The sequence below is a fragment of the Algoriphagus sp. NBT04N3 genome (genome assembly GCF_019443765.1).
Taxonomy (GTDB): domain Bacteria; phylum Bacteroidota; class Bacteroidia; order Cytophagales; family Cyclobacteriaceae; genus Algoriphagus; species Algoriphagus ornithinivorans.
Genome location: NZ_CP048415.1, coordinates 3,271,925 through 3,298,665, shown reverse-complemented (window position 1 = coordinate 3,298,665; position 26,741 = coordinate 3,271,925). Strand labels below are relative to the sequence as shown.

Genomic DNA, 26,741 nt, shown 5'->3' with positions numbered 1-26,741 from the left:
TTAACTTTTCACCAACACTAATCGTAAAATATCCAATTTTAACAGAATAATGTATATTTTAATAATAATTCATTGGAATTCACTTATTTTTAATAATTAAGTAATGGAAATCGTTTTCCTTTTGCTGAATATTATAAAAACGAATTTTTATTAAAAAAATGAAAATTTCTTAGAGAAACAAAATCATTAAATTGAGCACAAATGAGCCTTTTTAAAAAAAATTAATTAAGTATTTAATTTTATTGAAAATTTCAGCTTAACTCACTGTAGTTTGTGGTTTCTTATTTTGGAAAAGAGTTTTTTAACTGTTCTATGAAACTTACCATTAATCTTCCCTTACGATTTTCAATACTAGGGATTATTTTCATATAAAGAGAAGTTATTGTCAGTTTTGAAGTCGGCTTAAATATTATAAAAATAACTTGATAGAATTGTAATTTTCGTTTAGTCCTTATCTGGATAAACTTTTCTCAAAAAACCTTAAAACCATTAGTCGTTCTTTTTCGCTTATAAACAGGTACTTATATTGACCTAGATTTTATTCTATCTCTTGGATGTCTCTATACAGCAAGCAACTCCTGCTTTTTTCGGCTTTTATGATCATTTCTCTTAGCGCCTTTTCTCAAGGTATAAAAGGAGTAGTGAAAGACGATGCTGGGAATCCCTTACCATACGCCTCTGTTTATATCAGAAATTTGGGAGATGGAGTGCCAACCAATTTGGATGGGAAATATGAAATCAAACTTAAAAAAGGAATATACGATGTCCTTTTCCAGTATTTAGGATATAAATCCAGAATAGAAACCGTAATAGTTCAGGATGATTGGGTAGAGTTTAATGTGCAGTTGGAACCACAGGTTTACACCTTGAGTCAGGTGGAAGTGAAAGCCGGGGCAGAAGATCCAGCATTGACAATCATGAGAAAAGCGATCGCTAAAGCGAAGTATCATAGACTTCAACTCCAAAAGTATTCCATGATGGTATATCTGAAAGGAACGGGTCAATTGACTGATGCGCCTTTTTTTCTCAGAAAATCCCTGGAGAAAGATGGACTTAATTTGAACGAAGCCTATACTTCGGAGTCTGTATCGAAAATCACCTTTACCCAACCCGATAAGGTGGAGGAGAAAGTCATCTCAATCCGGACCAATGGGGATAATCAGGCAACCTCTCCAGCCCCTTACATTCAAACCAGTTTTTATCAGGACCAAATCAATGAAATAATTTCTCCTTTATCCCGAGCAGCATTTAATTACTATCGCTTCAAATATGAGGGGAGTTTCTTTGATCAAAATGTGATGGTTAATAAAATCAAGGTGACTCCCCGTTCCCGTGGAGAGCGCGTTTTTGAAGGATACATATATATCATTGAGGATTTATGGGCCATACATAGCTTAGATCTCAAAACCTCACTTTTAGGCTTTCAAATACGAGCTACCCAACAGTATGCTCCTGTAGCTGAAAATGTATGGATGCCTTTGACTCATACCTATACTTTCGGAGGTAAGTTTTTCGGCTTTGAAGGTGAGTTCCAATACCTGGCCTCAACTCGGGATTATCAAGTAACACTCAATCCGGATTTGGTACAAGCTCCTGAGATTATTGATGAAACCTTGGAGGCCATTCCTGAGAAAAATACAGCTCAGAGTACTGGATTATCTGTTGTCGAAAAACTCTCTTCTGAATCTCCTAAAACCAGAAAGGAGTACCGAAAGCTCATGAATGAGTATGAAAAAGAAATGCTCAAAGAGCAGAAGAATCCGGAAGTGGTCACTGAGCGATATTATGAGATTGATTCTATGGCCAAGAAAAGAGATTTGAGCTATTGGGATAGTATTCGTCCCGTTCCACTGACGCTTAAAGAAATTCAAGGATATCAAAGGGATGATAGTTTGGCTACTGTAGAGGCTGCCAAACTTAGTGATGTAGATTCCATCGCAGAAAAGGCAAGAAGAAAGTATAAGCCTCTGGATTTTCTTAATGGGGCCAGTTATAGTTTTGGAAAGGGAGTTTCAATTGGTTTCCGTCAAAACTGGACCAAAATTTCTTTCAATACCGTAGAAGGATGGAAAGCAGGTCTCGGCCTATTTTACAGAAAATACCAAGAAGAAAAGCTGGCTGATAGCGTCTCTGTTTTAAGGAAAAGTTTCAATATAGAACCGGAATTCCGGTACGGATTTTCCAGTAAAAGAGCTTATGGAACTGTAGATTTCCGATGGTCTAGAACACTTCCTATTTCAGGGACTTCTTGGGGGATCCAAGGGGGAAGATATATCTATCAGTTCAATGGGGGAGAGCCGATCAATGAGCAAGTAAATGCATTGTACTCCATTCTATTCAGGCAGAATTATATGAAGCTTTACGAGCAGCGTTTTGGCAGGGTTTATTGGGCCCATAGAGTGGATTACGGATTTACCTATAGAATGAATTTCACATTAGCATCCAGAAGGGAATTATTCAACAATTCGGCTTATAGTTTTTACAAAAAGCCGGAGCGTTCTTACACCTCAAATAGACCAGATAATATAGAAGCCGATCAAGCTGCTTTTCCATCTGCTTTTGAAAATCACTCAATAGCTAAGTTTAACCTGAACATAGAGTGGAAACCGGGGATTCGTTATGGCATCAGAAATGGAAGGAAATACCCTATTTCAGACCGAGTTCCTTTGATCAAGTTTAATTATGACAGGGCTTTCCCGAATTTATTACAATCTAATACTGCGGCGGATTTTAATCATATGGAACTAGGAATAGAACATGATTTTAGGTTTGGGGTCAGCGGGAAGTTGGATTTCAATGTGATGGCAGGTACATTTTTCAACAGTAATCAGGTATACTTTCCCGATTTCCAGCACTTTGGAGGAAATAGAACCATCTTTTCCAATTTCGGTCCTGCTTCCAATTACAGGTTTATGGATTATTACAAATACAGTACAGCGGGTTCTTATGTATCAGGTATTTTTCATTATCAGTTTAGAAAATTTCTCCTGACTCAATTGCCGATGTTGCGTTTTTCAGGTTTACGTGAGAATCTGTTTTTGAACTACCTCAAAACCGAAAATAGCCCCCATTATGTGGAAGTAGGCTATTCCTTGGATAATTTATTCAGGATTTTCAGGTTGGAGTTGGGAGCAGGCTTTGAAAACGGAACTTACCTCAGAGGAGGAGTTAGGTTTGGGGTGGCTACTTTTATTTCGATCAACTAAAAAAAAGCTATCCTGATAGGATAGCCCTTAAAATAAGTTTTGAAAAGGATTACACCTTCATAATCTCTGCTTCTTTCTTAGCAAGAAGCTCATCTATTTTAGTGCTGTATTGATCTGTCAGCTTTTGCACTTTATCTTCTGCTCTCTTCACCTCATCCTCAGAAGCTCCTTCTTTTTGCAACTTTCTTAAGGATTCGTTGGTGTCTTTTCTTACAGTTCGAATGGAAATTTTTCCATTTTCACACTCATGCTTGGCCTGCTTTACCAAAGTTACTCTTCGCTCTTCCGTTAAAGTCGGGATTGTCAGGATGATGATCTCTCCGTTGTTTTGAGGGGCTAGGCCTAGATCTGAATTTATGATGGCTTTTTCGATTTCGCCGATCATATTTCTTTCAAAAGGCTTGATAGCTAAAGTTCTTGCATCTGGCGTGGTGACAGAGGATACCTGGTTCAATGGGGTAGGGGCTCCATAATACTGAACCAAAATTCCATCCAAAATATTAGGCATTGCCTTTCCAGCACGGATTTTTAATAGTTCTGAAGCAGTATGATCCACTGCTTTTTGCATCAGTTCCTGTGCTTCATCCAGATATAATTCGATTTCTTCCATAGTTTTTACAGTGAAGTGATCAATGTACCGATATTTTCCCCTTTTACTAAACTGCTGAGGTTACCGGCCTTATTCATATCAAATACGATAATTGGTAGATTGTTTTCTTGGCAAAGTGTAAATGCAGTCATGTCCATGACATTGAGGTTTTTTTCATAAACCTCGGAAAAAGAAATGGTTTGATACTTAGTTGCCGTCTTGTCTTTCTCAGGATCTGCAGTGTAGACGCCATCTACTCTTGTTCCTTTCAGAACCACATCCGCTTCGATTTCAATGGCTCTTAAGCTGGCTGTAGAATCAGTGGTAAAATATGGGTTACCAATACCTGCACCAAAAATTACTATCCTGCCTTTTTCAAGGTGACGGATTGCTCTTCTTCTTATAAATGGTTCGCACACTGATTCAATTTTGATTCCTGACATCAGACGGGTATATAATCCAGCTTGTTCCAAAGCACTTTGTAACGCCATGGCGTTGATCAAAGTAGCAAGCATACCCATATAATCCCCCTGAACTCGATCTATCCCCGATTTTTCAGCCTGAACTCCTCTGAAAATATTTCCTCCTCCAATCACAATTGCAATTTCTACACCTAGTTCTTTTACTCTTTTGATTTCTTGGGTGTACTGCTGCAGCCTGTTGGGATCAATTCCGTAATTTTTTTCTCCCATCAATGCTTCTCCACTCAGTTTCAGGAGGATGCGTTTATATTTCATTTCTCTAAAGATTTAAAAGGAATGCCCATTTGACTTTGGACACAAAATAACCCGACAAATATAATTTCTTCCGTTCAGAATGCTAATCAAATTTGGATTGAATCTGGGATTAGACGGGAAATCCAAGCAGGATTGATTAAAATGTAATCAGGACCTGATTTTTTTCGACACTCTGTTTTAGGTTAACTTTGATCTCTTTTACAATTCCATCTCCTGGGGATTTGATGGTATTTTCCATCTTCATTGCTTCCAAAATCAAAACCACATCTCCTTTCTTTACCTCATCGCCCGGCTTGACTTTCAAATCCAGGATCAATCCCGGCATAGGAGCTTTGATGTCTTGAATACCGGTATTTTCCAGCGCATCCATTCCCAATTCTTCCAATAAGAGATCGAATCGGTCTTTTAACTTCAGTTCGACTACCTTTTGGTTCAATTTGATTTGGAGCGTCTTACTTTCACGATCCAAAGCAACTAGCTCTGCTTCAAGGGATTGATGGTTTTTGATAAAATGAATCTTTCGATCTGAAATCCATCGCATATCCCAATCAAAAATTTCATCGTTAACTTTGACGTGTTGATCGGTTTTTTCAACCGAATAGGTCTTGTCCTTAATGATAACTGAAAACATTCCTGCTAATTTAAGCCTTTAATTCTCCCTGAACTTTCAAGTCTCCAAGAGATTTCTCTCCAAATATCCAATAAATGATTACGATGCCAAAGAATATTTTGCAATTCCCTGCCTCATTTTTTTTGATGGCGGGGCTTTTGATTTTTTCAGCCTGTAAAACTTCAGAACCCACTAGCAAAACTTCGGGTCAAAGCGCTCAGGTTTTAAGTCCACCTGTTGAGCAAATTAATGAAGATTCGCTTCAATATGTCTTATTAAAAAATCGCAAAGAGCGAGAGCTCCTGAATTATCAGGCAAGTGCTACCCGAAAAGTTGATATCCTACACACAGAATTAGACTTAAGTTTTGATTATCAAAAAACCGCCGTCATTGGAATCGCTAAGATTAGCTTGACTCCTTTTGCAAAAAGTCAAAAAACGGTTACGCTGGATGCGAAGGACTTTGAATTGGGGAAGATCAGCGGAAAAACGCGAGGACAAGAAAGCAATTTGAATTATCGCTATAATCAAAAGCAGGTAGAAATCCATCTTCCGGAAGCTCTAAATCCCGGCGATACGCTTCTTTTAACTATCGCCTACACGGCATTTCCGGAAAGAAATTCTGGACAGGGTTCGGAGGCAATCACTGATACCAAAGGTTTGTACTTTATTGACCCAATGGACACGATCCCGGGTAAGCCCCGAATGATTTGGACTCAGGGAGAGACAGAACATAATTCCAAGTGGTTTCCCACAATTGATAAGCCTAATGAGCGCTTTACCCAAACCATTCACCTGACAGTGGCTGATTCTTTGGTGACTATCAGTAATGGGGTGTTGACCAAACAGACAAAACTGGATAATGGAATGCGAAAGGATACTTGGGAGCTCCGTATTCCTCATGCTCCTTATTTGGCAGCTATTGCCATCGGGGATTTTGGAAAGGTGGAAGCGAAGCATGAAGATTTGCCATTAGCCTATTATGTGGAGAAAGGATATGAAAAAGGTGCCGAAAAAGTCTTTGCCCATACGCCTGAAATGATGGCTTTTTTTGAAAAAAAATTAGGGGTAAAGTTCCCTTGGCCAAAATATGATCAAATCGTAGTAAGAGATTTTGTTTCCGGAGCCATGGAAAATACCACTGCTTCGATTTTTATGGAAGAGTTGCGGCTTACTGAGCGGGAAGCCATAGATTCTGAATGGGATTATATCATTGCCCATGAACTCTTTCACCAGTGGTTTGGTGATTATGTTACCGCAGAATCCTGGTCGAATTTGACGCTTAATGAGGCTTTTGCCAATTATTCAGAATACCTCTGGAACGAATATAAAAATGGGAAAGACGAGGCAAAGCTGAAGCTGATCACCGAAAAGGAAACCTATTTTCAGGAGGCCTTGTCTAAAAAAGTCAATTTGATTCGCTTCTATTATGAGGATAATGAGGATATGTTTGATTCCCATAGTTATTCCAAGGGTGGAGTGATTTTGCATATGTTGAGAGAATATGTGGGAGACGAGCTATTTTTTCAATCATTAAATAACTACCTAACTACTCATGCGCTGAGCAGTGTGGAGGTGCATGATTTAAGACTAGCTTTCGAAAAAACCACTGGAGAGGACTTGAATTGGTTTTTTAATCAGTGGTTCTTGGATAAAGGTCATCCTGAATTGGAAGTTGATGTAGATTATTCCATCCCTGAAAATATTTTGATTAGCGTCAGTCAAAGGCAGGACTTGAAGGAATTTCCGCTGTACAAAATTCCTTTTGAAGTGAGTTGGTACGAGGAGGGTAGCCGAAAAAGCAAACGTTTTGAGTTAAATCAGGCTTTCCAGCAATTTGCCTTAGAGAATCAGACTCCTGTAGATCAGATTTATTGGGATGAGGAAAAAAATCTATTGCTGGAGAAAACAATTAAAGTTGATTCGGCATTCATGAGAAAGCAATTTTTAGAGTCGCAAGTAGGAGTAGCTCGCTATGAGGCTTTGGATAGTCTGGTAGCTTGGGAAAATTTCGAAGTCTTGCAGGAATTGATTCCTAACGCTTTGAAAGATGAGCTTTGGTCTATTCGCGAATTGGCATTAAGAATTACACAAAGCCATCCGGAATGGTTGCTTGACAGTCAGGACTTGGAAGATTTGATTTTTGAAATAGCCGAGGGAGATACCAGGAATTCTGTTCGGGCAGGCGCAATTGATGTCTTGGGGGCATATGATCCCTTCAAGTATCAGGCTGCGCTGAAGAGATATGTCAACGATGAGTCTTATCTTATTGCAAGTTCGGCCTTGATGGGCTTGGTGGCTTTGGGGGAAGAAGGACCGGGAGACGATTTTATGGAGCGTTTTGCCGGAGAGGATAATTTCAGGATAGTGATTCCAATGGCAGATTATTATCTCAACACTGCTAAGAAAGGAAAGGGAGATTGGTTTGAGCAAAAGGCCAGATCCTTGAAAGGAGAAGGGTTGTACTACTTTCTGGGATACTATGCAGAATATTTTGTGACCTTTCCTGAGGAAGGTAGAGATAAAGCTTTGGCATTTCTTTTTGACAAAATGGAAAATAGTAATCAGATATTTGTTCGTTTGGGAGCATTCCAAGGACTCTTGGGTTTTGCAGATGATGAGGATGTAGTGGCCAGAATTAAGAGGATTGCAGCTAAGGAAAGCATGCCCCAAGTGAAAAATTACTTTGATTATTTCCTGCAGGCCCTTTCAGATGAAAATTAATTCATTGATTTAGAAAGAATTGGAGCATTTAGGGATAAAATATTTTTAAAAATAAAATCCATGCTTTGAATCTTTCGGAAAAGGCTATAATTTTGCCATCCGTTAAGACAACAAGAGAAGAAAAAAACTTGAAATCTTAGCGCTAGTTGGGGGAATACCAAAGCGGCCAACTGGGACGGACTGTAAATCCGTTGACTTATGTCTTCACAGGTTCGAATCCTGTTTCCCCCACAAATTGCCTAAATGTGAAATTTTTTCCTAGTTTTGCAGGGCGAAAAAATATTCGGCGTAGCCGGATCGATTAAGGTACCACCTGAGTCGGTTAAATTAATAAAAGCGGGAGTAGCTCAGTTGGTAGAGCGGCAGCCTTCCAAGCTGCAGGTCGCGGGTTCGAGCCTCGTCTCCCGCTCTATGCTTTTCTCTGAAAAGCATCGGGTCATAAGCCGACGTAGCTCAGGGGTAGAGTACTTCCTTGGTAAGGAAGGGGTCACGGGTTCAAATCCCGTCGTTGGCTCATAACGGCTTTAAATTAAATCTAAACATATCTTTAAACTTAAACTGAGGATTTTCACGCATGGCAAAAGCAACATTCGACCGTTCCAAGCCGCACGTTAACATCGGTACGATTGGACACGTAGACCATGGCAAAACAACTTTGACTGCCGCCATTACTACCGTATTGGCAAAAAAAGGTCTTTCTGAACTAAGAGATTTCTCTTCCATTGATAACGCTCCGGAAGAAAAAGAAAGAGGTATTACTATTAATACTTCTCACGTAGAATATCAAACTGAAGCTAGACACTACGCTCACGTAGACTGTCCAGGTCACGCTGACTACGTTAAAAACATGGTAACTGGTGCTGCTCAGATGGACGGCGCTATCCTAGTGGTAGCCGCAACTGACGGACCAATGCCACAAACTAGAGAGCACATCCTTTTGGCTCGTCAGGTAGGTGTTCCTGCGCTAGTTGTATTCATGAACAAAGTAGACATGGTGGACGATCCAGAGCTTCTTGAGCTTGTGGAAATGGAAATCAGAGAACTTCTTTCTTTCTATGAATTCGACGGTGATAATATCCCTGTAATCGCTGGTTCTGCACTTGGTGCATTGAACGGTGAAGAGAAGTGGGTTGAGACAGTAATGGAATTGATGAATGCAGTAGATACTTACATTCCTCTTCCTGAGCGTCTAATCGACAAAGACTTCTTGATGCCAGTTGAAGACGTATTCTCGATCACTGGTCGTGGTACTGTAGCTACTGGACGTATTGAGAGAGGTGTAATCAACTCTGGTGATCCAGTAGATATCATCGGTATGGGTGCTCAAGGCCTTAAGTCAACTGTGACTGGTGTTGAGATGTTCCGTAAGATCCTTGACAGAGGTGAAGCTGGTGATAACGTAGGTCTATTGTTGAGAGGTATCGAAAAATCTCAAATCAAGAGAGGTATGATCATCTGTAAGCCAGGATCAGTAACTCCTCACGCTCACTTCAAAGCTGAAGTTTACGTACTTTCTAAAGAAGAAGGTGGGCGTCACACTCCTTTCTTCAACAAGTACAGACCTCAGTTCTACTTGAGAACTACTGACGTAACTGGTGAGATCAAACTTCCAGAAAACGTAGAAATGGTTATGCCTGGTGATAACGTAACTATCGAAGTAAACTTGTTGAATGCAGTTGCATTGGAGAAAGGTCTTCGATTCGCTATCAGAGAAGGTGGTAGAACAGTAGGTGCTGGTCAGGTAACTGAAATTCTAGACTAATCATCTGAATCTTTAATATACAATGCGATCCTGAAGTTTTTTGGGATCGCATTTGTTTCTTAAGAGAGTTATCTCTAATTTTGCGTTCCCATTAGCGGAGCGTTCATTCACACGGGCATAGTTCAATGGCAGAATAGCGGTCTCCAAAACCGTTGATGGGAGTTCGAATCTCTCTGCCCGTGCCAGTAAGTTATTACACTATGAATCTAAAAAACTTTGTCCTCGAATCGTATGATGAGATGAAAAACAAGGTCACTTGGCCTAAGTTTTCATTTCTGCAAAATTCTGCGGTATTGGTGTTGGTAGCATCTTTAATCTTCGCCCTATTTATAGGTGTGATAGATTTAGGATTTGAAAACATCATGACTTGGTTTTATGATTTATTCTAATTGAATTGACATTACAGAATGGCTGAACATAAATGGTACGTACTCAGAGTAGTAGCGGGACAGGAAAAGAAGACTAAGACTTATCTGGACAATGAGATCCAGAGACAGAAGATTGAAGAATTCATTCCTGAGGTCCTGATTCCTTCTGAGAAAGTATATGAGATGCGTAATGGCAAGAAGCGTGTTCGAGAAAGAAATTTCTTTCCTGGATACGTTTTAGTCAATGCTGATCTCTCCAATGGTGAAGCCAATCACGTAATAACAAGCATTCCGGGCGTCATCGGATTTCTTGGATCAAACCAGGGGGGAGCTTCCAAAACCCCTGAACCATTACGCCAGTCAGAAGTCAACCGTATCTTAGGAAAGGTTGAGGAGATTGATGAGTTTGCCGAGAAGTTAGATACACCATTTATAGTCGGAGAGTCCGTTAAGGTAATGGACGGGCCCTTCAGTGGATTTACCGGGACTATTGAGGAAGTATTTGATGACAAGAAGAAATTGAATGTTATGGTCAAGATCTTCGGTCGAAATACTCCTGTTGAATTAAACTTTATACAAGTAGAAAAACAAGACTAAGCAATGGCTAAGGAAATCACTGGTTATTTAAAACTGCAAGTGAAAGGTGGCCAGGCAAATCCGTCACCTCCAGTTGGTCCGGCTCTTGGTTCCAAGGGTTTGAACATCATGGAGTTCTGTAAGCAATACAATGCACGTACCCAAGATAAAATGGGACAGACGTTGCCTGTATTGATTACTATCTATTCGGACAAGTCTTTTGATTTCGTAGTAAAAACTCCTCCGGCTGCAAATATGCTGTTGGAAGCTGCGAAACTTAAAAGCGGTTCCGCAGAACCTAACCGTAAGAAGGTAGGATCTGTTACCTGGGATCAGGTAAAAGAGATCGCGGAAGTAAAAATGCCTGACCTGAATGCCTTCAAAGTGGAATCTGCCATGAAAATGGTTGCTGGTACCGCTAGAAGCATGGGAATCACAGTATCTGGTAAAGCCCCTTGGGAAGTATAAATAAACAATAATGGCTAAGTTAACAAAAAAGCAAAAAGAAGCTCTTTCTAAGTACGACCCAAGCCAAATGTACTCCCTGGAGGCAGCTTCTTCTATCGTGAAGGAAATCACCATGACGAAGTTTGATGCTTCTGTCGATGTTGACGTTCGTTTGGGCGTTGACCCTCGTAAAGCAGATCAAATGGTTAGAGGGGTTGTTGCCCTTCCTCATGGTACAGGTAAAGATATCAAAGTATTGGTTCTTTGCACTCCTGATAAAGAAGCAGAAGCTAAAGAAGCAGGTGCAGATTACGTTGGATTGGACGACTACATTGCTAAAATCGAAGGTGGATGGACTGACATTGATGTCATCATCACTATGCCTAACGTAATGGCAAAAGTAGGTAGACTAGGTAGAGTATTGGGACCGAGAGGTCTTATGCCAAATCCTAAAGCAGGAACGGTAACTCTAGAAGTAGGTAAAGCTGTAAAAGAAGTGAAGGCTGGTAAAATCGACTTCAAAGTTGATAAATTCGGTATCATTCACGCGAGCGTAGGTAAGGTATCTTTCAGCCCTGAAAAAATTCAGGAAAATGTGAGAGAGTTGATCTTAACTATCTCCAAGCTTAAGCCGGCATCTTCTAAGGGAACATATTTCAAGAGTATTTCATTATCCAGTACAATGTCTCCTGGTATCGCAGTGGACAAGGGTAGTATTCAAGGTATATAATCATGACTAGAGACGAAAAGAAAGAAATAATCGACGGTCTTACCGAGAAATTTAGAGAAAACCCTTTCTTCTACATCACAGATGCAGGAGGATTCAGTGTGAAGGAAGTGAACGCTTTCAGAAGAGCATGTTTTGAGAAGGGTGTTGAGTACAAAGTGTACAAAAACACATTGATCAAGAAAGCTTTGGAAAATCTGGATGCAGACTTCTCTCAGTTGGATAGTTCATTGAAAGGATTCTCTGGAATTATTTTCTCCAAAGAGACCAGTAACCTGCCAGCAAAAGTATTGCTGGATTTCAGAAAAAAACTAGGTAAAAAAGAGACGAGACCAAAATTCAAAGGTGCTTCTATCGATACGGATGTTTTCGTAGGTGAAGCAAACCTTGAAATGCTTTCTAATCTTAAATCAAAGCAAGAGTTGTTGGGCGACCTTATCGGTTTGCTACAGTCTCCTGCAATGAACCTCATCTCTGCATTGCAAAGTGGCCAAAACAACATCGCTGGTGTGCTTAAGGCCCTTGAAAGCAGAGAAGAAAAATAATACTTCAATTCAATCACAAATCACGAAAAATTTAAATTAATAATACGATGGCAGATCTTACACAACTTGCAGATCAGTTGGTAAACTTGACTGTAAAAGAGGTTAAAGAATTGACAGATATCCTTAAGGATCAGTACGGAATCGAACCAGCTGCTGCGGCAGTTGCTGTTGCAGGTCCTGCTGCTGGTGGTGCTGACGGTGGCGCTGCAGAAGAAGAGAAGACTTCTTTTGACGTTATCTTGAAGGCAGCTGGCGGTCAGAAACTTGCAGTAGTTAAGCTTGTAAAAGAATTGACTGGACTTGGCTTGAAAGAAGCTAAAGACCTAGTGGATTCTGCTCCTAAAGCTTTGAAAGAAGGTATCGCTAAAGACGAAGCTGAAGGCTTGAAGAAGTCTCTAGAAGAAGCTGGTGCTGAAGTAGAGATCAAATAATTTGGCGAAACCGAACCATCTGGTTTAGGTTTAGCCCTAAGACCTGACTATACAAGTCAGGTCTTTTCCTGTTTATGCACAGGTAAAAAATTGCATTATTTCTTGCGAAAATATTAATATTTCGTTATTTAATTTCACTATAAACATACACTACCTTGGCTATCAAGAATCAAACCGAAAGGAAAAGTTTCTCCTCCATTAAGGTGGTCAAAGACTATCCGGATTTTCTCGATATTCAGTTGCAGTCTTTCAAAGATTTCTTCCAGCTGGATACGCCTGCAGAAAAGCGCCGGGCTGACGGATTATTCAAAGTGTTTTCTGAGAATTTTCCGATCTCTGATTCCAGAGAAAACTTCACTTTGGAATTTATCGATTATGCAGTGGATCCACCTAAATATAGTGTGGGTGAATGTATAGATCGTGGTTTGACCTACTCAGTACCTTTGAAAGCAAAATTAAGATTGCTTTGCCATGATGAGGACAATGAGGATTTCGAAACAATCGAACAAGAAGTTTTCTTAGGCAACTTGCCTTACATGACTGAGAAGGGTTCGTTTGTAATCAATGGCGCAGAGCGTGTGATTGTATCTCAATTGCACAGATCACCAGGTGTATTTTTTGCTCAAAGTAAGCACACTAATGGTACGAAATTATACTCTGCCCGTATCATTCCTTTCAAGGGTTCTTGGATTGAGTTTGCTACTGACATCAACAATGTCATGTATGCTTACATCGATCGTAAGAAGAAATTTCCTGTAACTACCCTGCTAAGAGCTATCGGTTACGGTTCAGATAAAGACATTTTGGATTTATTTGGCCTATCCGAAGAAGTATCGGCAACCAAAACTGCTTTGAAAAAAGCTGCAGGCAGAAAATTAGCTGCTAGAGTTTTGAGAACATGGGTTGAAGACTTCGTAGATGAAGATACAGGTGAGGTAGTTTCCATCGATAGAAACGAAGTATTGCTTGAGCGTGATACCGTTTTGACAGATGAGGATATTGAAATGATTTTGGACTCTGGCTCTAAGTCTATCATTCTTCACAGAGAGGATGTAAACATTGCCGATTACTCTATCATCTACAATACACTTCAAAAAGATAATTCTAACTCAGAGAAAGAAGCGGTAGAAGTAATTTACCGTCAATTGAGAAACACTGAAGCTCCTGATGAGGCTACTGCCCGTGAGGTGATTCACTCTCTTTTCTTCTCTGATAAGCGATATGACTTAGGTGAAGTAGGCCGATACAGAATTAATAAAAAATTGGGTCTGGACATCGAGGCTGAGAAAATCGTATTGACTAAAGAGGATATTATTTCCATCGTGAAATATTTGATCGGTTTGATCAACTCTAAAGCAGTAGTCGATGATATCGATCACCTTTCCAATAGAAGAGTAAGAACTGTAGGGGAGCAGCTTTACAGCCAGTTTGGAGTTGGTTTGGCGAGAATGGCCAGAACAATCCGTGAGCGTATGAACGTACGTGACAACGAAGACTTCAAACCAGTTGATTTGATCAACGCTCGTACGCTTTCCTCAGTAATCAACTCTTTCTTCGGTACCAACCAGCTTTCTCAGTTCATGGATCAAACCAATCCATTGGCAGAGTTGACGCACAAGCGTAGACTTTCTGCTTTGGGTCCAGGTGGTCTATCCAGAGAAAGAGCGGGTTTCGAGGTTCGTGACGTTCACTATACACACTATGGTCGTCTTTGTACTATCGAAACTCCGGAAGGTCCAAACATCGGTTTGATTTCTTCTCTTTGCGTTCACGCAAAAGTAAACTCCATGGGATTCCTTGAAACACCTTATAGAAAGGTGAAAGAAGGTAAAGTGGGTATGAAGCAGGAGGATATTGTATTCTTGACTGCAGAAGAAGAAGATGACCATAACATTGCTCAGGCAAATGCTCCTTTGGATGAAAAAGGAACTTTCGTAAATGAGCGAGTAAAAGCAAGATTTGAAGGTGACTTCCCAGTGTTGGAGCCTTCTGAAATCAGCTACATGGACGTTGCTCCAAACCAAATTGTATCTGTTGCGGCATCTTTGATTCCATTCTTGGAGCATGATGATGCGAACCGTGCATTGATGGGATCCAACATGCAGCGTCAGGCAGTTCCATTGTTGAAAGCTGAAGCACCTATCGTAGGTACAGGCTTAGAAGCAAAAGCTGCTATTGACTCCAGATCTTTGATTATTGCAGAGGCTGACGGTGTAGTTGATTATGTAGATGCTAAGAAAATCACCATTAAGTATGACTTGTCAGATGATGAGTTGTTGGTGAATTTCACAGATGAATACAAAACCTACGATCTGATTAAGTTCAGAAGAACCAACCAAGATACTACCATCAACTTGACTCCTTTAGTTTTGAAGGGTCAGAGAATTGAAAAAGGTCAGGTATTGGTGGAAGGTTACTCTACCAACAATGGTGAGTTAGCCTTGGGTAAAAACTTGAAAGTTGCCTACATGCCTTGGCAAGGATACAACTTCGAGGATGCGATTGTAATTTCTGAGCGAGTAGTTCGTGAAGATATCTTTACTTCCATCCACGTTGAAGAATTCCAGCTAGAGGTAAGAGATACCAAGCGTGGAGAAGAAGAATTAACTTCTGAAATTCCTAACGTTTCTGAAGATGCAGTGAAGCATTTGGACGAAAACGGTATCATTGCAGTAGGTGCTGAAGTAAAAGAAGGAGATATCATTATTGGTAAGATTACTCCAAAGGGTGAAACAGATCCAACTCCTGAAGAGAAATTGCTAAGAGCAATCTTCGGTGATAAAGCTGGTGATGTGAAAGATGCTTCTTTGAAAGCTTCTCCATCCTTGAATGGTGTGGTAATCGAGACCAAATTGTTCTCCAGACCTAAGAAGGACAAAGACAATAGAGCTAAAGCTAAGGCAGAGGTTGAAAAACTGAAAGCTAAGTATTCCAAAGATCTTTTGGGCATCAGAGCCAGAATGATCAATAAGCTGGTAACTATATTGGATGGTAAGACTTCTTTGGGAGTGAAGCATAAGTTTGGTGATGAGATCATCTCCAAAGGAATGAAGTTCAACGCGAAGAACATTGAAAACAACTTATTCCCTGCTAAGAACCCTTACAGAGATGAGTCTAACTACAATGTTCCTGAAGAGGCGAATTTGATTTCTGATATCATCTTGGATGATTGGACTGATGATGCACACACCAACAATCTGATTGTTCAATTGGTGAAAAACTACACTAACTCAAGAAATGAGATCAGTGGTAGATTCAAGAGAGAAAGATTCACTTTGGAAGTTGGAGACGAGTTACCAGCAGGTATCGTTCAGCTTGCTAAAGTTTACATCGCTAAGAAGCGTAAGCTGAAAGTGGGTGATAAGATGGCTGGTCGTCACGGTAACAAAGGTATTGTTGCCAGAATCGTAAGAGACGAAGACATGCCTTTCTTGGAAGACGGAACTCCAATGGATATCGTTCTGAACCCATTGGGTGTACCTTCTCGAATGAACATCGGACAGATTTTCGAAACAGTATTGGCTTGGGCCGGACAAAAATTAGGTAAAAAATATGCTACTCCGATTTTCGATGGAGCTTCTATGGAAGAGGTTTCTGCTGAATTGGATGCTGCTGGATTGCCTTCTTATGGACGTACCTACCTATATGATGGATTGACCGGAGCTAAATTCGATCAGCCTGTGACTGTAGGTGTAGCTTACATGTTAAAGCTTGGTCACTTGGTTGATGATAAGATGCACGCAAGATCTATCGGACCTTACTCTTTGATTACTCAGCAGCCATTGGGTGGTAAAGCCCAGTTTGGTGGTCAGAGATTCGGAGAGATGGAGGTTTGGGCTCTTGAAGCATTCGGTGCATCTCACGTACTTCAGGAAATCCTGACAGTAAAATCTGATGACGTAATCGGTAGAGCGAAAGCTTATGAAGCAATTGTGAAGGGTGAAAACCTTCCTAAGCCTAACATCCCTGAATCATTCAACGTATTGGTTCATGAACTGAGAGGCTTGGCTCTTGAAATTACCTTAGATTAAATTGGCTCAATAGGGCAGGTCAAACTGCCCTTCATATATCTTTCAAAAAACTATGGCGTTCAGAAAAAACAAAAAACTAAACAATGACTTTTCGAGAGTCACCATCAGTTTGGCTTCCCCGGAATCTATTCTGGATAGTTCAAATGGAGAGGTGACCCAGCCAGAGACTATCAATTACAGAACTTACAAGCCAGAAATGGGTGGTCTGTTCTGTGAGAGAATCTTTGGTCCAGTGAAAGACTGGGAGTGTCATTGTGGTAAATACAAGCGCATCAGATATAAAGGCATCATCTGCGACCGTTGTGGGGTAGAGGTGACTGAAAAGAAAGTACGTCGTGAGCGAATGGGTCACATTGAGTTAGTGGTTCCTGTTGCACACATCTGGTACTTCAAATCTTTGCCTAACAAGATTGGTTACTTGTTGGGTCTTCCTACCAAAAAGTTGGACCAAATCGTTTATTATGAGCGATATGCAGTTGTTCAGCCAGGTATAAAAGCTGAGGATGGAATCCAATACCTAGACTTCTTAACTGAAGATGAGTATTTGGATATCATGGATAAGCTTCCTAAGGAAAATCATATGCTAGATGATGACGATCCAAATAAATTCATCGCCAAAATGGGTGCTGAGGCTTTGGAAATGTTGTTGGCTAGATTGGACTTGGATGATCTTTCTTATTCTCTTCGTCACCAAGCAGCTACAGATACCTCTCAGCAGCGTAAGGCAGAAGCCTTGAAGCGTTTGAAGGTAGTAGAAGCATTCCGTGATGCAAGAACTAGAATCGAAAACCGTCCTGAGTGGATGGTGGTAAGAATGGTTCCTGTGATTCCACCGGAATTGCGTCCATTGGTGCCATTGGATGGCGGTAGATTCGCTACTTCTGACTTGAATGACTTGTACAGAAGAGTAATCATCAGAAACAACCGTCTGAAGAGATTGATAGACATCAAAGCTCCAGAAGTAATCTTGAGAAACGAAAAGCGTATGTTGCAGGAAGCTGTGGATTCTCTTTTCGATAACTCCAGAAAAGTAAATGCGGTAAGATCTGATGGAAACAGAGCATTGAAATCCCTTTCTGATATGTTGAAAGGTAAGCAAGGTCGTTTCCGTCAAAACTTGCTCGGTAAGCGTGTGGATTACTCCGGTCGTTCTGTGATCGTAGTAGGACCAGAATTGAAGCTTCACGAGTGCGGTCTTCCTAAAAATATGGCAGCTGAGCTTTTCAAACCTTTTATTATCAGAAAGCTGATCGAAAGAGGTATTGTGAAGACAGTAAAATCAGCCAAGAAAATTGTGGATCGTAAAGATCCAGTGGTTTGGGATATTTTGGAAAACGTATTGAAAGGACACCCTGTTCTTTTGAACCGTGCCCCAACTCTTCACAGATTGGGTATTCAGGCATTCCAGCCAAAATTGATCGAAGGAAAAGCGATTCAGTTGCACCCATTAGTGTGTACAGCATTCAACGCTGACTTTGACGGTGACCAAATGGCGGTTCACGTTCCACTGGGACATGAAGCTATCTTGGAAGCCTCTACATTAATGCTTTCCTCTCATAATATCTTGAACCCTGCCAACGGAGCACCGATTACGGTACCTTCTCAAGACATGGTTTTGGGTCTGTATTATGTAACCAAAGGCAAAAAGTCTACTCCTGAAGAGCCAGTTCCTGGTGAAGGAATGACTTTCTACAGCCAAGAGGAAGTAATTATTGCTTTGAATGAAGGACAGATTTCCAAGCATGCGAACATCAAGTGTAAAGTACCTGTAAGAGGTGAGGATGGGGAAATTACCAGCCAAATCATCGATACAGTTGCAGGACGTTTGATCTTCAACCAGTTTGTTCCGGCTGAGGTAGGATATGTAAACGAGCTTTTGACTAAGAAAAAGCTTCAGCAGATTATCGCTCAAGTAGTGAAAGTTTGTGGTATTGCACGTACTGCCCAGTTCTTGGATGATATCAAGCATCTAGGATTCCAGATGGCTTACCAAGGTGGTTTGTCAATGGGTCTTAACGATGTAATCATCCCTGAGGAAAAAGAGCCAATGATCGCCAAAGCGAAAGAAGAGGTAGATCAGGTTTGGAATAACTACTTGATGGGTCTGATCACAGACAACGAAAGATATAACCAAGTAATTGATATTTGGACTCGTACCAACTCTCATTTGACTAATAATCTAATGAAGAAGATGGAGGAGGACAAGCAAGGATTCAATGCTATCTACATGATGATGCACTCTGGAGCTAGAGGTTCAAGAGAGCAAATTCGTCAGCTGGGTGGTATGAGAGGTCTGATGGCTAAGCCTCAGAAAAACTTACAAGGTTCAGTAGGTGAAATCATCGAAAACCCTATCCTTTCCAACTTTAAGGAAGGTTTGGACGTACTCGAGTATTTTATCTCCACTCACGGTGCACGTAAGGGTCTTGCGGATACAGCTTTGAAAACTGCCGATGCGGGTTATTTGACTCGTCGTTTGGTAGACGTAGCTCAAGACATGATCGTCACTGAAGAGGATTGCGGTACTTTGAGAGGTTTGGTTGTTCAGCCATTGAAAGACAACGACGAAATCGTTGAGCCACTTTCTGAAAGAATCTTGGGTAGAGTATCAGTTCATGATGTTTACGACCCACTAACAGACGAATTGATCGTTCCGGCAGGAGTTGAAATCGACGACGAAATTGCGAAGAGAGTAGATGAATCAGCTGTTGAAGAGGTTGAGATAAGATCTGTCTTGACTTGCGAAACCAGAAGAGGGGTTTGTTCTAAATGCTATGGACGTAACCTTGCTACCGGTAATATGGTACAGGCAGGTGAGTCAGTAGGAGTTATTGCAGCGCAGTCTATCGGTGAACCAGGTACACAGTTGACGCTAAGAACATTCCACGTAGGGGGTACTGCTTCCAACATGGCTGTAGAGGCGAGCATCAATGCTAAATTCGAAGGTGTTGTAGAATTCGATGAGGAATTAAGACTAATCGAAACTACCAATAAAGACGGTGAACCAGTTACAGTTGTAATGGGTAGATCCGGAGAAATAAAAATCAATGATGTGAAATCCGGTAAGACTTTGGTTTCAAACCACGTGCCTTACGGAGCATTATTGAACGTGAAAGATGGTCAGAAAATCGCCAAAGGTGATTCTCTATGTACTTGGGATCCATACAACGCCGTAATTCTTTCTGAATTCGACGGTAAAGTAGACTTTGAGTCTATTGTAGAGGGTGTTACTTACAAAGAAGTTGCCGATGATCAGACTGGTTTCCGTGAGAAAGTAATTATCGATACTAAAGACAGAACCAAGAACCCTGCAATTATTGTAGACTACGGAGAGGATTCCAAAGCATACAATATTCCAGTGGGAGCTCACTTGGCTGTTGAAATTGGAGATAAGGTGAAGGCTGGACAGGTATTAGTGAAAATCCCAAGATCCGTAGGTAAGACAAGAGATATTACCGGTGGTCTTCCAAGAGTAACTGAATTGTTTGAGGCACGTAACCCATCCAACCCGGCTGTGGTTTCTGAAATCGACGGTGTGGTAACTTACGGCGGAATCAAGAGAGGTAACAGAGAAATTATCATCGAGTCTAAGGATGGGGTGATTAAGAAGTACATGGTATCTCTTTCCAAGCATATCTTGGTTCAGGAAAATGACTTCATCCGTGCGGGTGAGCCATTGTCAGATGGAGCAATTACTCCAAATGATATCCTATCCATTAAAGGACCAACTGCCGTTCAGGAGTATTTGGTAAATGAAATTCAGGAAGTTTACAGACTTCAGGGTGTGAAAATCAACGATAAGCACATTGAGGTGATTGTATCTCAAATGATGCAGAAAGTTGAAATTCTTGATGCTGGAGATACTGGATTCTTGCAAGGACAGGTAGTAGATAAGTGGGCTTTCCGTGAGGAAAATGACAATATCCTAGATAAGAAAGTGGTGATGGATGCTGGAGACTCTAGCACTTTGAAGCCAGGTATGATTATTTCTTCAAGAAGACTGAGAGATGAAAACTCCAGCTTGAAGCGTAAAGACCTGAAATTGGTACAGGTGAGAGATGCTGAAACTGCGGTTTCTGCTCCTACACTTCAAGGTATCACAGCAGCTTCTTTGGGTACAGAATCATTTATTTCAGCAGCTTCCTTCCAGGAAACTACCAAAGTACTTTCTGAAGCAGCTATCAGAGGTAAGAGAGATGAGCTACTCGGATTGAAAGAAAACGTGATCGTAGGTCACCTAATTCCGGCCGGTACAGGTCAGAGAAGGTTGCAAAACTTGATCGTTGGATCTCAGGAAGAGTATGATAAGCTTTCTGAAAATATGGAAAAATCCACTCGCAGATCTAGCGAAGCGATTTTATAATACATAGTGAGTTTATAAACGAAAAGGCCTGTATGCGTACAGGCCTTTTTTAATCCCAATAAAATGAGTGACGAAAAAGGACAAAACAGACCAGATCAACAGATCAATGTAGAGCTTTCAGAGGAAGTTGCTGAAGGAGTATATTCCAATTTGGCTATGATTGCCCACTCCAATTCAGAATTTGTGATTGACTTTATCCGTTTGATGCCTGGTGTTCCAAAGGCAAAAGTGAAGTCAAGAATTATAGTGACTCCGGATCATGCCAAAAGATTATTGGCAGCATTGAAGGAAAATATAGAAAAGTATGAGGCTGCATTTGGCAAAATCAACCAAAATGGAGGTGCTCCGGAGTTCCCGATCACCTTTGGTACGCCCGGAGAGGCATAACAAAAATATAACTGCTTAATTTTGTTTGTCTTATTACTTTTTCTACCTTTGCAGTCCAAAATTTAACAGTTTACAGGAAAACTAAATTTTATCAGTTAATGCCTACTATTCAACAGTTAGTAAGAAAAGGTAGAACAACGCTGGAAACCAAATCTAAATCAAGAGCTTTGGACGCTTGTCCTCAGCGAAGAGGGGTTTGTACCAGAGTGTACACTACTACCCCTAAAAAGCCTAACTCAGCTATGAGAAAGGTGGCAAGGGTGAGATTGACAAATGGAAAAGAAGTGAACGCTTACATTCCAGGTGAAGGTCACAATTTGCAAGAGCACTCAATCGTATTGATCAGAGGTGGTCGTGTGAAGGATCTACCAGGTGTAAGATATCACATCATCCGCGGTGCATTGGATACTGCAGGAGTAAAAGACCGTAAGCAAGGTCGCTCCAAGTACGGTGCTAAAAGACCTAAGGCTGCTCCAGCCAAAAAGTAATTTATTTAATGTTTAAGAAGAAATGAGAAAAGCGAAACCAAAGAAGAGATATATTCTTCCTGATCCAAAGTTCAATGATACCTTGGTTACCAAGTTTGTGAACTGTCTGATGGTAGATGGGAAGAAGAGTATTGCTTACAAGATTTTCTACGATGCAGTAGAAAAGGTAGAATCCAAAGTAGGTGAGAATGGTCTTGAAGTTTGGAAAAAAGCGCTTAACAATATTGCTCCATCCGTAGAGGTGAAGAGTCGTAGAGTTGGTGGTGCTACATTCCAAGTTCCAATGGAAGTCCGACCTGAAAGAAAGATGGCCCTTGGAATCAAGTGGATGATCAACTATGCTCGAAAAAGAGGTGAGAAAACCATGATGGATAGACTTGCTGGCGAAATCATCGCTGCTGCAAAAGGCGAAGGCGCTGCAGTAAAGAAGAAAGATGATACGCACAGAATGGCAGAAGCCAACAAAGCATTCTCTCACTTTAGATTTTAATTAGGATGGCGAAAAGAGATTTAAAATACACCAGAAATATCGGTATCGCCGCTCACATTGATGCCGGTAAAACGACTACCACAGAGCGAATCCTTTTTTACTCTGGAGTTTCCCACAAAATAGGTGAAGTACACGACGGTGCTGCTACTATGGACTGGATGGCTCAGGAGCAGGAAAGAGGTATCACCATTACTTCTGCTGCTACTACCGTTTTTTGGAACTACAGAGATCAGAAATATCAAATCAACATCATCGATACTCCAGGACACGTTGACTTTACCGTTGAGGTAAACCGTTCCCTAAGAGTATTGGATGGATTGGTTTTCCTGTTCAGTGCTGTGGACGGCGTTGAGCCACAGTCTGAGACCAACTGGCGATTAGCTGATAATTATAAAGTAGCTCGTATCGGGTTCGTTAATAAAATGGACCGTGCAGGAGCTAACTTCTTGGAAGTTTGTAAGCAGGTGAAGGAAATGTTGGGTAGCTATGCTGTTCCATTGCAGATTCCTATCGGTTCTGAAGACAAATTCAAAGGAGTAGTTGATTTGATCAACAATAGAGGTATCGTTTGGAACGAAGAGGATATGGGAATGACTTACGAAGTAGTTCCTATTCCTGAAGACTTGAAAGAGGAAGTTGAACAGTGGAGAGAGCATTTGCTTGAGGCTGTTGCTGACTACGATGAGTCTTTGATGGAGAAGTTCTTCGAAGATCCAAACTCAATCACTGAAGAAGAAATCCTCAATGCTTTAAGACAAGCAACCATTGACATGAAAATTGTCCCTATGGTATGTGGATCTTCTTTCAAAAATAAAGGTGTTCAAACCATGTTGGACTTGGTGATGGAATTGCTTCCTTCTCCATTGGACAAAGATGATATCATCGCTCATGATTTGAATGACGAGGAGAAAGATGTAAGAATCGCTCCAGATGAGTCTGAACCATTTGCTGGTTTGGCCTTTAAAATTGCTACTGACCCATTCGTAGGTAGACTTTGTTTCGTAAGAGCTTACTCAGGTATTCTTGAGTCTGGGTCTTATGTATTCAATAGCCGTTCTGGAAACAAGGAGCGTATCTCCAGAGTATTCCAAATGCATGCCAACAAGCAAAACCAAATCGAAAGATTGGTTGCCGGTGATATCGGTGCAGTAGTAGGATTTAAAGATATCAAGACTGGAGATACTCTTTGCGACGAAAAGCGTAAGGTTGTATTAGAGTCCATGATCTTCCCTGAGCCAGTTATCGGTTACGCAATTGAGCCTAAAACTCAGGCGGATGTTGATAAACTAGGTATGGCTATCGCCAAATTGGTAGAAGAAGATCCAACTCTTCAAGTAAACACTGACCACGAAACTGGCCAGACTATCTTGAGAGGTATGGGTGAACTTCACTTGGATATCATCATCGACCGATTGAAGCGTGAATTCAAAGTTGAAATTAACCAAGGTGCTCCTCAGGTTGCTTACAAAGAAGCTTTGTTTGGTTCAGTAGAACACAAAGAAGTTTACAAGAAGCAAACTGGTGGTAAAGGTAAATTTGCCGATATCGTATTCGAATTGGGTCCAAAAGATCCAGATCCGGAAACAGGAGAAATCAAACCGGGATTGGATTTCGTAAACGGAATCGTGGGTGGTGTAATTCCAAAAGAATTTATTCCATCTATCCAGAAAGGATTTGCTGAAGCTATGAAGAATGGTCCTTTGGCAGGTTATCCTATCGAGTCTATGAAGGTTAGATTGTTCCACGGTTCTTTCCACGACGTCGATTCAGATGCACTATCTTTTGAATTGGCTGCTAGAATCGGATTCAAAGAAGCTGCTAAAAAATGTAAGCCTCAGTTACTAGAGCCAATCATGTCAGTAGACGTGGTTACTCCAGATGAATACACTGGTCCTATCACCGGTGACTTGAACAGAAGAAGAGGTTTGATGAAAGGAATGGATACCAAAGGTACTTCTTCCGTAATCAAAGCGTCTGTTCCCTTATCTGAACTGTTTGGTTATATCACCGATTTGAGAACTATCTCTTCCGGTAGAGCTACTGCTTCGTTGACATTCTCTCACTATGAGCCAGTGCCAAACAACATAGCGGAGACTGTAATTGCTAACGTAAAAGGTCAGAAAGCCTAATCAATATTTGCGATGAATCAGAAAATTAGAATAAAACTAAAATCATACGATCACAGCCTGGTGGACAAGTCATCAGAGAAGATCGTGAAAGCTGTAAAAGCTACTGGTGCTGTAGTAGTGGGACCTATCCCATTGCCAACCAAAAAAGAAAAGTTTACCGTGTTGAAATCCCCACACGTAAACAAGAAAGCAAGAGACCAGTATCAGCTTTGTACTTATAAGCGATTGGTAGATATCTACTCTAACTCTTCTAAAACTGTGGATGCTTTGATGAAAATCGAACTTCCAAGCGGAGTGGATGTAGAGATCAAGGTTTGATAAAACCTGAAAACTCAAACTCATCAGACCTGCATTTCTATGCAGGTCTTTTGTTTTTTTAAAAATTAACAACGATTCATTGGCCTTTGGACTGGCCAAAGGGCAAATTCCAAATGAAATATTTTCTAAATGTTTGAAAATATAGGAGTTGGGGTTTGTTGCAGAATTTTATTTCAGTAACTTTGCAGTCCTTAAAAAGGGCCCAAGCGTATAAATGCTTGTGGATTATCAAATTATCTTATAAAAGATGTCTGGTATAATTGGAAAAAAAGTAGGAATGACTAGCATTTTTAGTGCCGATGGACGTAATGTCGCATGCACGCTAATAGAAGCTGGTCCTTGCGTAGTGACGCAAGTAAAAAACGTTGAAACAGACGGGTACAACGCAGTGCAGTTGGCCTACGGTGAGCGTAAGGAGAAAAACACTCCTAAGCCACTGATAGGTCACTTTAAAAAGGCAGGTACAACGCCGAAGCACAAAGTTGTTGAGTTCCGTGATTTCCGGGTCGAGTTTGAAGGCCAGGTAAATCTAGGAGCTACTGTGAAGGCCGGAGAGGTATTCGTAGAAGGTGACTTCGTCGATGCTATCGGTACTTCTAAAGGTAAAGGCTTCCAGGGTGTAGTGAAGCGTCATGGTTTTGGTGGTGTGGGTGGACAAACTCACGGTCAGCACAACAGACAGAGACACCCAGGTTCCATTGGTGCTTGTTCTTGGCCATCCCGCGTATTCAAGGGTATGAGAATGGCTGGAAGAACCGGTGGTGACAGAGTGAAAGTATTGAACCTCAGAGTATTGAAAATTTACGCTGAGCAAAATCTCCTTCTGGTGTCCGGTTCAGTACCAGGTCCAAAAAATTCTTATGTAATTCTAGAGAAGTAAGCCATGGAATTAGCAGTAATTAATCAAAAAGGAGAAGACACCGGAAGAAAGGTGCAATTGTCTGACGAGATTTTCGCAATCGAGCCAAATGACAACGCTATCTATCTGGATGTAAAACAGTACCTGGCTAATCAGAGACAGGGTACTCATAAGTCTAAAGAAAGAAATGAAGTAGCAGGATCTACCAAGAAGATCAAAAAGCAAAAAGGTACCGGTGGTGCTAGAGCTGGATCTTTGAAATCCCCGCTTTTCAGAGGTGGAGGTAGAGTTTTTGGTCCTAAGCCAAGAGACTACTCTTTCAAATTGAATAAGAAAGTAAAACAACTAGCCAGAAAATCTGCTCTTTCCTACAAAGTGAAAGATAACAGCCTTTCAGTTTTAGAAAACATCTCTTTTGATGCTCCAAAAACTAAAAACTATCTGGCTTTGCTTAATGGATTGGCGCTATCCGATAAGAAGACGCTTTTGGTTCTCCCTGAAGATAACAAGAACGTTTACCTATCCAGCAGAAACCTTCCTAAGGCGAAAGTTGTGACTGTGAATGATGTAAATACTTACCAGCTTCTGAATGCTGATCACTTGGTGATCTGTGAAGATTCTGTAAGTAAATTGGAAACCATTTTATCGAAATAAGACAATGGATATTCTAAAGCAGCCTTTGATTACAGAAAAGATTTCTGCCATGAACGAAAAAGGCGTTTATGGATTCATTGTGGAGAAAACCGCAAAGAAACCAGAAATCAAGAATGCTGTAGAAAAAGCATATGGTGTGAAAGTGGTATCAGTAAGAACCATGAGATATGCTGCGAAGCATAAGACAAGATACACCAAGACAAGAATCGTATCAGGCTTCACTAACGCTTTCAAAAAAGCAATCGTGCAAGTAGCTGATGGAGAGGTAATTGATTTTTACGGAGAAATTTAATTGAATCAA

22 protein-coding genes and 4 tRNA genes are annotated in these 26,741 nt (G+C 40.8%); 23 read left to right on the top strand and 3 right to left on the bottom strand.

The window, feature by feature from the left end; translation table 11 throughout:
- Positions 1–554 precede the first annotated feature (554 nt).
- Complete coding sequence (locus GYM62_RS14335; RefSeq protein ID WP_219956912.1) at positions 555–3,206, top strand: DUF5686 and carboxypeptidase regulatory-like domain-containing protein; 2,652 nt, start codon at positions 555–557, stop codon at positions 3,204–3,206.
- 49 nt (positions 3,207–3,255) lie between these two features.
- On the opposite strand, the gene frr is transcribed toward GYM62_RS14335, so the two are convergent.
- The 3 genes from frr to GYM62_RS14320 form a co-directional block, all read right to left on the bottom strand.
- Positions 3,256–3,816 (bottom strand): ribosome recycling factor, encoded by a 561-nt coding sequence (gene frr, locus GYM62_RS14330; RefSeq protein WP_219956911.1) that lies wholly within the window; start codon positions 3,814–3,816, stop codon positions 3,256–3,258.
- Between the two features lie 5 nt (positions 3,817–3,821).
- Positions 3,822–4,532 carry a UMP kinase gene (gene pyrH / locus GYM62_RS14325; RefSeq protein ID WP_219956910.1) on the bottom strand — a complete coding sequence of 237 codons (711 nt, stop codon included), beginning with the start codon at positions 4,530–4,532 and terminating at the stop codon, positions 3,822–3,824.
- 136 nt (positions 4,533–4,668) lie between these two features.
- A complete protein-coding gene (locus tag GYM62_RS14320; protein WP_091652784.1) occupies positions 4,669–5,163 on the bottom strand; it encodes an acetyl-CoA carboxylase biotin carboxyl carrier protein subunit in 495 nt (164 codons plus the stop codon).
- A gap of 74 nt (positions 5,164–5,237) precedes the next feature.
- On the opposite strand from GYM62_RS14320, the gene GYM62_RS14315 reads away from it, so the two are divergent.
- From GYM62_RS14315 to rplW, 22 genes are all read left to right on the top strand, one after another.
- The gene (locus GYM62_RS14315) at positions 5,238–7,865 is read left to right on the top strand and encodes a M1 family metallopeptidase (RefSeq protein WP_219956909.1); all 2,628 of its coding nucleotides are present in this window, start codon (positions 5,238–5,240) and stop codon (positions 7,863–7,865) included.
- Positions 7,866–8,013: 148 nt separating this feature from the next.
- Positions 8,014–8,096 (top strand) — tRNA-Tyr (locus GYM62_RS14310).
- Between the two features lie 105 nt (positions 8,097–8,201).
- Positions 8,202–8,274, top strand: a tRNA-Gly gene (locus tag GYM62_RS14305).
- A 33-nt stretch (positions 8,275–8,307) separates the two neighbouring features.
- Positions 8,308–8,379 (top strand) — tRNA-Thr (locus GYM62_RS14300).
- A gap of 60 nt (positions 8,380–8,439) precedes the next feature.
- Complete coding sequence (gene tuf, locus GYM62_RS14295; RefSeq protein WP_091652789.1) at positions 8,440–9,627, top strand: elongation factor Tu; 1,188 nt, start codon at positions 8,440–8,442, stop codon at positions 9,625–9,627.
- 111 nt (positions 9,628–9,738) lie between these two features.
- Positions 9,739–9,812, top strand: a tRNA-Trp gene (locus GYM62_RS14290).
- A 15-nt stretch (positions 9,813–9,827) separates the two neighbouring features.
- On the top strand, positions 9,828–10,016 hold the full coding sequence (gene secE, locus GYM62_RS14285; RefSeq protein ID WP_091652792.1) for a preprotein translocase subunit SecE: 189 nt from the start codon (positions 9,828–9,830) through the stop codon (positions 10,014–10,016).
- An 18-nt stretch (positions 10,017–10,034) separates the two neighbouring features.
- A complete protein-coding gene (nusG, locus tag GYM62_RS14280; protein WP_091652794.1) occupies positions 10,035–10,592 on the top strand; it encodes a transcription termination/antitermination protein NusG in 558 nt (185 codons plus the stop codon).
- A gap of 3 nt (positions 10,593–10,595) precedes the next feature.
- Positions 10,596–11,039, top strand: coding sequence for a 50S ribosomal protein L11 (rplK, locus tag GYM62_RS14275; protein WP_091652797.1), 444 nt, complete (start codon positions 10,596–10,598; stop codon positions 11,037–11,039).
- A gap of 10 nt (positions 11,040–11,049) precedes the next feature.
- Positions 11,050–11,748, top strand: a complete 699-nt coding sequence (rplA, locus tag GYM62_RS14270; RefSeq protein ID WP_091652800.1) for a 50S ribosomal protein L1 — start codon at positions 11,050–11,052, stop codon at positions 11,746–11,748.
- Positions 11,749–11,750: 2 nt separating this feature from the next.
- On the top strand, positions 11,751–12,290 hold the full coding sequence (gene rplJ / locus GYM62_RS14265) for a 50S ribosomal protein L10 (RefSeq protein ID WP_091652802.1): 540 nt from the start codon (positions 11,751–11,753) through the stop codon (positions 12,288–12,290).
- A 47-nt stretch (positions 12,291–12,337) separates the two neighbouring features.
- Complete coding sequence (gene rplL, locus GYM62_RS14260; RefSeq protein ID WP_091652805.1) at positions 12,338–12,721, top strand: 50S ribosomal protein L7/L12; 384 nt, start codon at positions 12,338–12,340, stop codon at positions 12,719–12,721.
- 155 nt (positions 12,722–12,876) lie between these two features.
- Positions 12,877–16,752, top strand: a complete 3,876-nt coding sequence (gene rpoB / locus GYM62_RS14255; RefSeq protein WP_091652807.1) for a DNA-directed RNA polymerase subunit beta — start codon at positions 12,877–12,879, stop codon at positions 16,750–16,752.
- A gap of 52 nt (positions 16,753–16,804) precedes the next feature.
- Positions 16,805–21,115, top strand: a complete 4,311-nt coding sequence (rpoC, locus tag GYM62_RS14250; RefSeq protein WP_219956908.1) for a DNA-directed RNA polymerase subunit beta' — start codon at positions 16,805–16,807, stop codon at positions 21,113–21,115.
- A gap of 63 nt (positions 21,116–21,178) precedes the next feature.
- Complete coding sequence (locus GYM62_RS14245) at positions 21,179–21,502, top strand: DUF3467 domain-containing protein (protein WP_219956907.1); 324 nt, start codon at positions 21,179–21,181, stop codon at positions 21,500–21,502.
- 98 nt (positions 21,503–21,600) lie between these two features.
- Positions 21,601–21,990, top strand: a complete 390-nt coding sequence (gene rpsL / locus GYM62_RS14240) for a 30S ribosomal protein S12 (RefSeq protein ID WP_009183384.1) — start codon at positions 21,601–21,603, stop codon at positions 21,988–21,990.
- A gap of 22 nt (positions 21,991–22,012) precedes the next feature.
- The gene (gene rpsG / locus GYM62_RS14235; protein ID WP_091652815.1) at positions 22,013–22,480 is read left to right on the top strand and encodes a 30S ribosomal protein S7; all 468 of its coding nucleotides are present in this window, start codon (positions 22,013–22,015) and stop codon (positions 22,478–22,480) included.
- A gap of 5 nt (positions 22,481–22,485) precedes the next feature.
- Positions 22,486–24,609 carry an elongation factor G gene (fusA, locus tag GYM62_RS14230; RefSeq protein ID WP_219956906.1) on the top strand — a complete coding sequence of 708 codons (2,124 nt, stop codon included), beginning with the start codon at positions 22,486–22,488 and terminating at the stop codon, positions 24,607–24,609.
- 12 nt (positions 24,610–24,621) lie between these two features.
- Complete coding sequence (gene rpsJ, locus GYM62_RS14225; RefSeq protein ID WP_024284766.1) at positions 24,622–24,927, top strand: 30S ribosomal protein S10; 306 nt, start codon at positions 24,622–24,624, stop codon at positions 24,925–24,927.
- 247 nt (positions 24,928–25,174) lie between these two features.
- Positions 25,175–25,807: a 50S ribosomal protein L3 gene (gene rplC, locus GYM62_RS14220; RefSeq protein ID WP_219956905.1), complete on the top strand. Its 633-nt coding sequence runs from the start codon at positions 25,175–25,177 to the stop codon at positions 25,805–25,807.
- A gap of 3 nt (positions 25,808–25,810) precedes the next feature.
- Positions 25,811–26,440, top strand: a complete 630-nt coding sequence (gene rplD / locus GYM62_RS14215; RefSeq protein WP_091652823.1) for a 50S ribosomal protein L4 — start codon at positions 25,811–25,813, stop codon at positions 26,438–26,440.
- 4 nt (positions 26,441–26,444) lie between these two features.
- Positions 26,445–26,732 carry a 50S ribosomal protein L23 gene (rplW, locus tag GYM62_RS14210; protein ID WP_026956448.1) on the top strand — a complete coding sequence of 96 codons (288 nt, stop codon included), beginning with the start codon at positions 26,445–26,447 and terminating at the stop codon, positions 26,730–26,732.
- Positions 26,733–26,741 lie beyond the last annotated feature (9 nt).